The organism is Chryseobacterium shigense (assembly GCF_900156575.1).
GTDB classification, from domain to species: domain Bacteria; phylum Bacteroidota; class Bacteroidia; order Flavobacteriales; family Weeksellaceae; genus Chryseobacterium; species Chryseobacterium shigense.
Genome location: NZ_FTNY01000007.1, coordinates 82,329 through 94,459, shown reverse-complemented (window position 1 = coordinate 94,459; position 12,131 = coordinate 82,329). Strand labels below are relative to the sequence as shown.

Annotated in this window: 8 protein-coding genes; 4 read left to right on the top strand and 4 right to left on the bottom strand. The window is 38.1% G+C overall.

What is annotated here, in order from left to right:
* A complete protein-coding gene (locus BW964_RS20270) occupies nt 1–2,838 on the bottom strand; it encodes a SusC/RagA family TonB-linked outer membrane protein (RefSeq protein WP_076510071.1) in 2,838 nt (945 codons plus the stop codon).
* A gap of 175 nt (nt 2,839–3,013) precedes the next feature.
* Between BW964_RS20270 and BW964_RS20265 the strand changes: the two genes are divergently transcribed.
* From BW964_RS20265 to BW964_RS20250, 4 genes are all read left to right on the top strand, one after another.
* On the top strand, nt 3,014–4,201 hold the full coding sequence (locus BW964_RS20265; protein WP_076510069.1) for an MFS transporter: 1,188 nt from the start codon (nt 3,014–3,016) through the stop codon (nt 4,199–4,201).
* A 23-nt stretch (nt 4,202–4,224) separates the two neighbouring features.
* Nucleotides 4,225–5,013, top strand: a complete 789-nt coding sequence (locus BW964_RS20260; protein ID WP_073331489.1) for an NUDIX hydrolase — start codon at nt 4,225–4,227, stop codon at nt 5,011–5,013.
* 128 nt (nt 5,014–5,141) lie between these two features.
* The gene (locus BW964_RS20255) at nt 5,142–6,320 is read left to right on the top strand and encodes an acyl-CoA dehydrogenase family protein (RefSeq protein WP_073331492.1); all 1,179 of its coding nucleotides are present in this window, start codon (nt 5,142–5,144) and stop codon (nt 6,318–6,320) included.
* Nucleotides 6,321–6,482: 162 nt separating this feature from the next.
* The gene (locus BW964_RS20250; RefSeq protein ID WP_076510067.1) at nt 6,483–8,429 is read left to right on the top strand and encodes an alpha/beta hydrolase family protein; all 1,947 of its coding nucleotides are present in this window, start codon (nt 6,483–6,485) and stop codon (nt 8,427–8,429) included.
* Nucleotides 8,430–8,491: 62 nt separating this feature from the next.
* Here the strand turns inward: BW964_RS20250 and BW964_RS20245 are convergent, their stop codons facing one another.
* From BW964_RS20245 to BW964_RS20235, 3 genes are read right to left on the bottom strand one after another with little or no spacing between them, the layout of a single operon-like run.
* Nucleotides 8,492–11,185 (bottom strand): PD-(D/E)XK nuclease family protein, encoded by a 2,694-nt coding sequence (locus tag BW964_RS20245; protein WP_076510065.1) that lies wholly within the window; start codon nt 11,183–11,185, stop codon nt 8,492–8,494.
* Nucleotides 11,182–11,718 carry a DUF922 domain-containing protein gene (locus tag BW964_RS20240; RefSeq protein WP_076510063.1) on the bottom strand — a complete coding sequence of 179 codons (537 nt, stop codon included), beginning with the start codon at nt 11,716–11,718 and terminating at the stop codon, nt 11,182–11,184. The genes BW964_RS20245 and BW964_RS20240 overlap by 4 nt, the downstream gene beginning before the upstream one ends.
* A 6-nt stretch (nt 11,719–11,724) precedes the next feature.
* Complete coding sequence (locus BW964_RS20235) at nt 11,725–12,129, bottom strand: hypothetical protein (protein ID WP_076510061.1); 405 nt, start codon at nt 12,127–12,129, stop codon at nt 11,725–11,727.
* Nucleotides 12,130–12,131 lie beyond the last annotated feature (2 nt).

Here is a 12,131-nt window from a genome sequence, read left to right as displayed (position 1 = left end):
TTAGAAGTTAGCTTTTAGCCCAACGATGATTGTTCTTACCTGAGGGTATGTTCCATAATCTATCCCAAAAACGGCTCTTTCGGCACCTACAGTTCCGTTATTAGGACTGAATGCATTTACTTCAGGATCCATCCCTGAATAATCTGTGATGGTAAAGATATTTTGCCCTGTCACGTATAAATTAAGCTTATTGACACCTTTGAAAGGTTTCATAAAATTGTACCCTACTGTAACTGCTTTTAACTTCAGATAAGATCCGTTTTCTATAAACCGGTCTGAGATGATCTGTGCAGAAGCAGAATATGCTCTCGGCACATCAGTAACCTGGCCTGGCGTTGTCCAGCGGTCCAATACTGCTGTAGACTGATTTTTATAATCACTCATCATTTCGAGGTCAAACCTTGTAGCATTGAAAATGTCATTTCCTACCGATCCGGTGATCAGCGTATCCAGATACCAGTTTTTAAATTTAAAATTATTACTGAATCCAAAAGTAAAATCAGGATTAGGATTGCCAATATACCTTCTGTCTTCAGGTTTAAGATCGGTATAGGCTACAACATTTCCGCTGGCATTCACATACATCTGATCTCCATTTTCAGGATTGACTCCCGAAACTTTATACCCATAAAACATTCCGAGGGGCTGCCCTTCTTCAAATCTCACCAATCTTCCCATTCCTTCTACATTTGCAGCTTGAATTGTGTTCAGAAATGAACTGATATTGGTTATCTTATTTTTTGTAAATGAAATATTGAATGAAGTATTCCATGTGAAATTTTCATTCTTGATGTTCACTGTATTAAGGGCAAACTCTAATCCTTTATTTTCGAGAGAACCAATGTTTCTGTAGATCTGAAATTCATAGGTTCCCAATTTAATTGGAGATATTAAATTATCTGTTTTTCTCTGATAAGCGTCAACACTCAATCTGATCCTGTTATCAAGAATTCCAAGATCTAATCCTAAGTTGGTATCTGTTGTAGTTTCCCAGGTCAGATCTCCACTGTCAGATTGGGAATTAACAAAAACCGGAACTCCATTATTCCAGAACGGATTATAAAGATTGAAATGAGAATAGGCAGGAATCGCTGATGCATTAGCTGTTTTTCCCCATCCGGCTCTAAGCTTTAGTTCACTGATTAACTTACTGTCTGCAAGAAAGTTTTCCTTTGAAATTACCCACGAAGCCGAAACCCCTGGAAAGAATCCCCATTTATTTCCCGGAGCCAAAGCTGAATTTGCATTTTCTCTGAATACTCCCATCACTGTATACTTCCCGTTAAGTGTATAAAGTGCTCTTCCGAAAAACGAAACCTGTCTTAGGATCTCTTTACGGATATCATAGCTTTGATTTTTGGCAAGATCATAATTAAAGTTAAAGGTATCTGCCGGGAAATTATCTCCGCCAAAATAATTGCTTTGAAAATTTCTTTCATTGATTTGAACCCCTCCAAGTACAGATAAATCATGTACTCCTCTCTTGAAGGTATAGTTTAATGTATTTTCAAAGTTATATTCCTGGAACTGGCTGAATTCCTGAGAACCTATACCAAATTTAGACCGTCCGTAGCTTGTCTGAAATCCATCTACAAATTTAGTATTTCTTGAATCTATCATATCAAATGAGATCGATGGCTTCCATGTAAGATCTTTAAAAAGTCTTACCTCAAGTCCCAAATTGCTTAAAAACCGCTGGGAAAGAGTTTTATCTTTTCTGGATTGATAAGCAACAGGATTTTCCCATGATGACTGATAAGGGTTAGGTGCAAACTGCCCCGGTTTATACCCGTCCTTTATGGCTCCGGTTGCATCATATATTTCCCCATCTCCAGGACTCATATTGACCTGATTTCCATATACCGGCAGAAAAGTAGGTGTATTATAGGCACTTAAAACAACACCACCTCTTGCTGTACTGAGATTGTCGTTTGTATTGGTAAGGTTGGTTATAAAGTAATTCACCGATGAGTTTAGCTTCAGCCAGGGAAGAATCACCGCGTCCAAATTCAGCTTTGCTGAAGTCCTCTGAAACCTTGAAGGCTTTATTATTCCGTCAATATCCTGATATCCAAGTGCAGCATATGCTTTAATATTTTCATTGCCGAAAGAATAGTTTACATTGTAATTCTGATCAAAACCTGTCTGAAAAACCTCTTTTGTCCAATCGGTATTAATGCCTGCATACCGTGGGTTATTTGCAGTAGAAATATAATCTCCGCCTCCGTTCACCTTAATATCGCTTAATAACGATTTATATTGTTCCTGATTAAGGACGTCAATATTTTTCATTGCTTTAGAAAATCCCCAGTAGGCATTAAAATTCAGCTGAGGTTTCCCTATTTTTCCTCTTTTCGTTGTAATGATGACAACACCTGAAGAACCGCTGATCCCGTAGATGGCAGTAGATGATGCATCTTTTAGGATTGTCATATCTACAATATCATCTGTATTAATTCCGCTAACATCTGTGGTCTGGATACCGTCAACAACATACAGAGGACTCACCGATGACGCGAGGGAATTGTTTCCCCTGATTTTAATGTCAATATTCGCTCCCGGCTTTCCTGAAGCCTGTACAACACTTACCCCAGCAGCCTGGCCTTGCATTGCCTGGCCTACATTGTAAAGTGGTCTGTTTTCAAAAGCATCTGCCTTTACAACAGAAGCTGCACTTGTAAGGTTCTGTTTCTTTACTGATCCATACCCGACAAGAACAACTTCTTCTATTGCCTTCTCTTTCGGAACGGAATCTTTCACCTTGGTCTGTGCACTGAAATTGGCTGTAAAATACAGCACAGCAACCACCCCAAGGCTTCTTGATATTCTTAGATTCATATACAGTTAGTTTTTAATTCTCAAATTGAGACAATAAAAATATATTTTTTTTTAATTAATTAACATTGTATTCATAATTATTTTAATTTTTCGTTTATTTTTGGGAGTTCAAAGGCATACATCCGCTTCATAATTCATAAAATTATCCTAAAAAACGAATAAAAAAATCCCCAAAATGACAGCCAAGCTTTCCCGGATCTCTCTTCCTTTAAAACTGACCTTTCTTATTTTCTCTATGGTCCTGAACTGCATGGGCATTGTGATTCTTCAACTTTCGGAAGCAAAAATCACGTACGAAAAGTTAGGCTTTCTGGAATCATTCAAGGATCTTCCGATTGCATTTATTTCCCTTTTTGCAGTGAATTTTATTAGTAAAACCGGGACTAAAAGTGCCCTTATTTCGGCTCTTGTTATCGTTGGAATCTGCTCTTGTCTGCTTCCTTTTGTAGAAGATTTTTGGTTTTATAAGGTTTGGTTTGCGATTATCGGGACCTGTTTCGCCGTTGGAAAAATCTGTGTTTTCGGAATTATCCGGAATAATATCTCGGATGAAAAGTCTCTGGCTAAAATGATGAACAGTGTGGAAGCAACTTTTATGGCTGGAATTTTTGTAGTCAACACGGGTTTTGGCTGGCTGATTTCGAGTCGTTATTCTGAATTTTGGAAATTCGGATTCCTTTCTATAGCAGTGCTTTGTGCAGTGACGATATTTTTATTTTCAAAATTAACTATTTCAGAGGCTAAGAAAACAGAGAACAAGAGTCTTATTTCTGAACTTTCTGTATTTGCAAAACCTGCAACGATCGCATTTCTTGCCGTAATTTTCTTTATTGTGTTTGTAGAACAGGGGTTCAATTCATGGCTTCCCTCCTTTTATAAAAACCATCTGAAGGTGAATTCATTCTTTGCCTTGCAGGCCACTTCTTTCCTTGCTCTTTTTTCGTATGCAGGCAGAACAGTCACCGCTAATATTATTCAGAGATTTTCATTATCAAGATATTATGTTTTGTGTATTTCTTTCATTATGGCCGTGCTTCTGGCTATTTTAGGAATCCAGTATTTTGATTCTGTCAATTCAAGTATTATTTTGTTTTTGTTTCCTGTCATTGGTCTTTTTCTTTCCCCTCTTTACCCTGTGATCAATTCAAAAATGATTGCAAAAGTTGACAAGGAGAAAATCAACCTGTTTACTTCCCTGATTGTGATTTTTTCATCGCTGGGCAGCTCTGTCAGTTCTATTATTATGTCTGTCCTGTTCGGAAAACAGCTGCTAAACTATTATCCGCTGTATATATTACTTGCTGTCTCTGTGCTTTTTACGGTGAGTTTAATATATTTTAGGCTCGCAGGAAAGAAATTATAGAAAATAATTTTATTTTTACTCCCATGAAAATCAAAGACACAAAGAATAAAGAAACCCTTCAGGAACTTATTGATACAAAAGATTTTGTAGCACACGTATCTGTTGACTGCACGATATTTGGTTTTCACAATAATATTTTGAAGGTTTTGCTTTTAAAGTATCACGATCTGGATCTGTGGTCGCTTCCGGGAGGTTTTGTTTTCAATGATGAAGATCTTCGCGAAGCTGCTGCGAGAGTATTGTATGAAAGAACCCATCTTCAGGATCTTTTCTTAAAACAATTCCACACTTTTGGGAGAATAGACCGTACAGAGAATAACGTCCATCAGATTCTTCTCAATAATAAAGGAATTGAGGTTCCTAAAGACCATTGGATTTTCCAGCGATTCATTACGGTAGGCTACTGCAGCCTTATCGATTTCTCCATTGCCAATACTTTTCCGGATGCTTTTAACGAAAGTTGTGAATGGTTTGAGGTAGATAATCTCCCGAAAATGGCTTTTGATCATGACAGAGTCATAGAAACAGGGCTGGAATACCTTCGTATGAATATCAATACAGAGGTGGCAGCCAGCAATCTTCTTCCTGAGAAGTTTACTATGAAAGATCTTCAGTCTCTGTATGAAACTATTCTGGGGCAAAAATTCAGAAGAAATAATTTTCAGCGCAAGATATTAAGTTTAAATATACTGGACAGGTTAGAGAAATTGTACGATGGATCTGCCAACAAAGCTCCTTACCTCTATAAGTTCAAAAGCAAGGTACACAACGCTGCGAATCAGTATCCTATCTCCAATGATGAGGAATCTTAGGAAGCACTGTTTTCACTGAAATACTAATGATATCGTTTTATCTTATTGAAAATCAAAGACAATAAAGATTTTCAAAAAAATTTTTCAAACCACACGAAAAGTGTTACTTTTAGGCAAATCAAAAAATCATGTCATATTATCCTCTTACAAGCATTCCAGACTACTACGGAATTGATGCTTTACTTACTGAAGAACACAAACTGATCCGTCAATCGGTAAGAGATTGGGTGGAGAGTTTTGTAATGCCGCAAATAGACCAGGCCGCGCAAAATCATACTGATATTCCGGGCTTAATGAAAGAATTGGGGAAGATCGGGGCTTTAGGTCCATATATTCCTGTTGAGTATGGTGGTTCAGGGTTAGATCAGATTTCTTACGGTCTGATTATGCAGGAATTGGAAAGAGGTGATTCTGCAGTACGTTCTGCTGCTTCGGTACAAAGCTCACTGGTGATGTTCCCTATTAATGAATTTGGTTCTGAAGAGCAAAAGAAAAAATATCTTCCTCAGCTTGCTGCAGGAGAAATGATCGGTTCATTTGGATTAACGGAGCCTAACCACGGTTCTGATCCAAGTTCAATGGAAACGTATTTCAAAGATATGGGTGACCATTATCTTCTGAACGGTGCCAAAATGTGGATCACCAATTCTCCGGTATGCGACATCGCCGTAGTGTGGGCAAAAAATGAAGAAGGAAAAGTACAGGGACTGATCGTTGAAAGAGGAATGGAAGGTTTTACCACTCCTGAAACGCATAATAAATGGAGCTTAAGAGCATCGAAAACCGGAGAACTGGTATTCAATGATGTAAAAGTTCCTAAAGAAAACTTGCTTCCGGGAGTAACCGGATTGAAAGGACCTTTATCTTGTCTGAATTCAGCAAGATATGGAATCTCATGGGGCGTTATTGGTGCAGCGATTGACTGTTACTGTACAGCGGTTCAGTATTCTAAGGAAAGAAGACAGTTTGGAAAACCAATCGGTTCTTTCCAGCTTCAGCAGAAGAAACTGGCAGAATTCTTAACAGAGATCACAAAAGCACAGCTATTATGCCTTCAGTTAGGAAATCTTAAAAATGACCACAAAGCAAGTCCTGCACAAATTTCAATGGCTAAGCGTAACAACGTGAAAATGGCTATCGACATTGCAAGAGAGTCCAGACAAATCCTTGGCGGTATGGGAATCATGGGAGAATTCCCGATGATGAGACACGCAGCCAATCTTGAATCTGTGATCACTTACGAAGGAACACACGACGTACACTTATTGATTACCGGTTTAGATATTACAGGAATCAACGCTTTTTAATTAAAAGCTGACATATACAGAACAGGAGTCCGGCCGAATGGCCGGACTCCTTCTTTTACTCACTTTGCGGGGAACTTATATTCAATGAATAATTATTGATCCATTAATATTATTATAGTTTTATTAAAAACATCTACTTTAATATCACTAAAAAATATTGATATGAAAAAAATCTCGATGCTTTTACTTGGTTTAACAGCACCGTTCTTTTTAGCCCAACAGGCTGGAGATCTTGTTAACGTTGAACAAAAACTGGATTTGACCCCACAGGGCGTTGCTAATTTCATCGCTAACAGTCTCGGAGAACAGAACACTCCGGACTTCGTCAGCTATCTCAATGGTTTCAATGTAGGCCTTAAAGGGTACAAAATCACCTATTATACCAAGAATGAAAAAAATGTTTTGGTAAAAGCAACAGGACTCCTGATGTACCCGAACGTGAATTTTAAGCTCTCTACAGTCGTATCTGATCACGGAACTACAGACAGCAGAGATAATGTACCGTCTAACTTTAAAGGGGCTTTAACAGCCGGATTTGTTATTGAATTGTCTTATGTACTTAACGGATATATTTTAATGGCACCTGACTATGTAGGCATGGGAACCGGAGATGGAGTTCATCCGTATGTAGATTATGCTACAGAAGCGGGCGCAACAATAGATTTCGTTACAGCTGCCAATAAAGTTCTGGCTCAGCAAGGAATAAAACGTTATGATGAATACTTTCTGGCAGGGTATTCTCAGGGAGCGCACGCAGCAATGTCCACGTTAAAAATGCTGAACGTTTCCAATCCCGGGAATTTGAAATTCAAATATGCTTATATGGGAGACGGACCTTATGATTTTTCAGGGGTTACTTTAAACAAAGGCGTTTTGGAAAAAGATTTCTATCCGTTCACCTCTTTTCTTGCCAATGTACTCCATACCTGCAACAATACAGGATTTAAAACCTATAACACCAGTATTTCAGAGGTTATTTCGCCGGAATATCTGGATAAATATAATTACCATGTAGTTCAGGATAACGGAGGTCTGCTTTGGGGTCCGGTGATCTGGAGGAATCTTTTTACCCAGAGCTTCGTCAACGATGTCACCAATAATCCGAACAATAATCTCAGACGATGTATGAAACCTAAGGATGTCTATGACTGGTACAACAAAACCCCTATGACATTGGGACATTCTACAGTAGACTTAGCCATTCCACCTGAAAATACCTCTAAAACAATTGATGTACAGCGTGGATATTACGCCTGGTGGGATCTGAACAAATATAAACTGGATTCTTTCTACTGGGGACCTTTAGGCCATGTGGGAGGCATTATTCCCTTCACGCTGGCATCCAACGCAAAATTCAATACCCTCAGAAGCGGTGGCCTTTTGAATCAATGGGCTATACTGACTTCAAAACAACAGGGAACTCAACCAGCAGAAACAGTTTCACTCTATTCTTCCCAGCTAAAACCGGATCTTGGAAATGTGCAGCTCGTTGGCATTACAGATTTCAATCAGGAGAAAGCCGCTGGTCAATCAGGGACGGAAAGCAGTTTATCTTCATTAAAAGACGGTGTTTATCTTTTAAAAGTACAGGAAAACAATAATCAGAAATTAATTCCGTACGTTAAGGACACACCGATTGAAGTTCCTGAAAATGAGATCATACAGTCCGAAAATAATGGGATTTTAAAACTGAAAATCCCTCAGGATGAATTGCTTGCCATCAATATTTTTGATACCAATAAAAACTTATTAAAAACAGTTTCTCGGGAACAGTACGTTTCTGACGGAGGAATTAACACCAAAGACATTGACAGTCCAAACAATACCTTTGAAATCGTAACGCAATATTATAATCTGCAGTTCAAAAAAGTACAAGACGACCGAGCATTAGCCCATAAAAATGAGATATTCACTAAAAATCGGCAGATTGTAGCCAGAGCAGATCAAGGTATTAAAAACATCAGTATTTACAGTATTTCCGGAGCATTGATTCTTCAGCAGGAAGTCAATCAACCTGAATTTGAATCTAAAAGCCTGGAATCAGGAATGTATATCGTTCAGATGGTTGGTACTGATGGAAAAACAGTCAACAAAAAAGTAAAGCTATAATACAATAACACTAGTATATTCTTCATTTCAAATTGAGTGCATCCCAGCAATGGGGTGCATTTTTAATTGGAATAAGATTTAATATTCTCAATAAAGCTAAGATCAGGATTCAGAATTTCGAGGATAAGATTTTTTACAGACATCATTGCATCATCAATCGTTCCTTTATCAAACTGAAGCGAAACCACTCCCTTTTTAGCCTCTGCAAAACTCCAGATTCCTGTTTCAATGGGAAGTCCCCAGAACTCGGGAAGATTTTGTACTACATAATGATAAATACACAGCTGAAGCGCCTGCTTTCTTTCACTGTTATGAAAATAATCCGCTACGTTATTCTCATCAATTTTTACTGTAAGATTTTTAATTTTTGCCGTTTTATAATCTATAATTCTTAAAGTCCCGTTCAGGCGGTCTATCCTGTCAATAAACCCTAAGAACGAAATTTTGTCATTCGCATCGAGATAAAAGTCTACATTTTCAAATCTCTTTTCAATGTCTAAAATTTCAAGCGTATTGCCGTTTCTCACCAATTCAAGATCGTGACCCAATACGTTTTCAATTACTTTTTTAGCAATCGCTCTGTGGATGTAATTCATCCCTTTTTCATAGAACTCAGGCTGATGCTTTAGCTTTTCGATAGCCACATTGATATACTGATCTATATCTTTAATTGAATTCTGTAAATCCTTTTCTTTTAAAACTTTACCTTTAAGTATTTCATATACCTCTTGAAGTGAATAATGAACTAAATTTCCATAGTTTTTTACAGACAACTCTTCTTCAATTTCATCCGTTTCAGAGGTCTTTAATATTTTGGAAAGGTAAAAATCTATCGGATTATAAAGGTAGCTGGTAAGATGTGAAGCAGATACTTTCTCTTTCCATTTCTGAAGTCTTTCCATGACAATTTCTGTCTTCGGTATTTCTATCGGCATGGAAGCAATAGGCTCGGAAGAATTTTCAATAATGAGGTGTTCAATCGGATGAGAGCTCTCCATTTCGATCTGGGTAATGAAACGGCTCTTTTCTCCGGTATTCACTCCTGAGCTGAGTGCGTTGTACAGCAAATGAACATTCTGAGAATCCTGGATCAACCTGTAAAAGTGATAGGCATAAATACTGTCATTTTCCAGAAACGTATGAAGATCAAAATACCTTCTGATATCAAATGGAATATAGGTATTCTGTGAATTCCCCAAGGGCAGTTTCCCTTCATTCACAGACAGCATAATGACATTTTCAAAATTCAAAAGACGAGTTTCCAGAAGTCCCATGATCTGAAGTCCGCGGAGCGGCTCTCCCTGAAAATCGATGCTTTCAGAATTAACATGCTGATTGATCAGGATTTCCAGGGTTTCCATTTTAATTTCAAAGTGATAAGGACTCAGCTGGTTTTTAATAATCCTGAATGCATTCTCAAAGTGGGAAACATTTTCGTACTGGATATCGTCTATTGGAAGCCACTTGATATCCCGGCAGAAGTTAATCAGCATATCCAGATATACCCCGGTATGTTCAGCTTTTTTCAGAAGGTTATAATAGGAAAGCCCGCTCAAAAGTTCTTCTAAAAGCTTTCTTGAGATATAAACAATATTCCTCTCTTCTATTTTCGTCCTGAAATTACTGATAATCAATTCATCTTCAGCTGATTTCGGAAGCTCTTCAAGGATTGGGAAAATATCTCTGTAGTAATAAGAAGACTTGTTTTTCTCGAGCTGTTTCTGAAGATAGAAAAGCTGTTTTACGGCATTGGAAAAAGAAAGATTCTTCAGGGGAAAACCCATAGTAATATTCAGATTATCAACACCGTACATTACATCCAGACTGGCAGGAAGAAGATTCTCATCCAGTAAAACTACCGCTGTATTGGAATAGGTTTTATTTTCAATTTCCTTAAAAATTTCAGGCAGCACTTTAGTCTGCGTCACATTTCCGGAAACTTCGTATACTTTTATATTTTTTGGCTGATTAAAATCATCTTCGATCCAATGAAAAGCCCTTGTATCATCAAATTCCTTCCATGTTTTATGATTTCTGAGGAATTTTCCTGCTTCCTGTCTTTCGTCATCAAAATAATAGCGGTCGGCCTGAAAGAAGCACTGAGCCTTATTCCACTGAAGCAGGCTTCTAACCAGCTTTTCTTCCACAGGCGTAAAGGCATTGAAGCCACAAAAGACAAAATGTTCTGAAGTATTTTTGGCAAAATCTACAATCTTGGCTTTGGCCGTTTCATGAATCATTCCGGACGTTGCCCAGTTTTTCTCCTGCAATTTCTTCTTTAAAACGGGAAGAAAAATATTCATATTCTGCCAGAAGTTCAGGAATTTTTTCCGGGGAACATCATCATCTTCTCCCAGATCCTGAGCCCATTCCTTGATGCGTTCTTCATCAAACATATATTGCAGCACCGCTTCATCGCTATCGGAGAATTTCAGTATATCATCCCAGTCTTTCTGAAGGGTCGGAAACCACTTTAAAAATTCGGCAAAATCATCTTTAGGAATAAGACCAAGATTCCGGTAGACATCAAAGGCAAAAAGCCATAAAGAGATCCCCTGAACCGGCTGTTTATCTGCAATCCTGTCAACCAGTTCTTCTACGGTAAAAAAATTGGGAAGAAATCCTGAATAGTTATTTTCTTCAAGGATCTGCCTGATGAATACGATAGGACGCTTTCCGGGCAGAACAATATTAAAGTCCGAAAGGTCCGGATTTTGAGTGAGGAGCTCGTGGATGATCTTATTGAGGAATTTCAAGAGGTTTTGTAACTTTTTAAGTGATCTATTTCTTCAGTGATGAGGGCATTGTATTCTGCCTGTTTTTCTTTATTCATCCCATGCTCTGTAATTCTGTCATAGGACATCTGAAAATTTTTATAATCGTTTGTGATCGTACTGTAAATTGCTTTAAATTTTTTATCGTAATCACCGGAGGTTTTAATCTTCTCTTCTACTTCTTTCCTGAATTTTCTGGCAAATAACTCCGCAATATCAAAATGTTTCTGCTCATGAAGAAGAACATAATCGTTGATCCTTTTGGTATCTTTCCAGGATTGGTTTTCATTAAAAATAGTAGTGATTACAATTTTAACGGGAGATTTTGGATTACTGGATTTTACTACAGAATATTCCCAGCCGCAATGGGTATAGGCGACCACATCGGGATTGCTTTTCCGGTTGACCGGGCTTTTAAAATCATCCCAGACAAGCTTCCGGTCCTCCTGCCAGATGATCTTCTGTCCAAGTAAGACATTCACTGCAAGAAGACAGAAAAGTGAAATCAGTTTCATTATTAATTATTCAACTACAATTGTTTTGGTGATCCAGTTGTTGCCACCGTTCCAGAACTTAAAAGTATACGATCCTTTCTGGCGCGGGCTGAAATTGATCTGGCTTGTTCCCACATGGGCTTTCTGTACACATTGTCCTTCAATAGTGTATTTATAAGCGGTTACAGACCTTTCCAGACTACTGGTGGGAATATAATCATATCCGTAGAACCCTTCACATTGGGAGAGGTAGGTAGAATACGTTTTAATGCTCTGTATCGAATTGACGTCCATGGTATCCTGCATGATCTTCACACTGTCGATCCTGATTTTACCGATGGACTGTACGGTCTGGTAATCATCATCCTCACAGGAAACGAATACCAGTCCTGAAAACAATACAGACAATCCAATATTTAAAAGATTTTTCATAA

What these genes read in the sequence shown, in the direction of transcription:
- BW964_RS20270 (WP_076510071.1), bottom strand. Translation starts at nt 2,838, where the DNA reads ATGAATCTAAGAATATCAAGAAGCCTTGGGGTGGTTGCTGTGCTGTAT.
- BW964_RS20265 (WP_076510069.1), top strand. Translation starts at nt 3,014, where the DNA reads ATGACAGCCAAGCTTTCCCGGATCTCTCTTCCTTTAAAACTGACCTTT.
- BW964_RS20260 (WP_073331489.1), top strand. Translation starts at nt 4,225, where the DNA reads ATGAAAATCAAAGACACAAAGAATAAAGAAACCCTTCAGGAACTTATT.
- BW964_RS20255 (WP_073331492.1), top strand. Translation starts at nt 5,142, where the DNA reads ATGTCATATTATCCTCTTACAAGCATTCCAGACTACTACGGAATTGAT.
- BW964_RS20250 (WP_076510067.1), top strand. Translation starts at nt 6,483, where the DNA reads ATGAAAAAAATCTCGATGCTTTTACTTGGTTTAACAGCACCGTTCTTT.
- BW964_RS20240 (WP_076510063.1), bottom strand. Translation starts at nt 11,718, where the DNA reads ATGAAACTGATTTCACTTTTCTGTCTTCTTGCAGTGAATGTCTTACTT.
- BW964_RS20235 (WP_076510061.1), bottom strand. Translation starts at nt 12,129, where the DNA reads ATGAAAAATCTTTTAAATATTGGATTGTCTGTATTGTTTTCAGGACTG.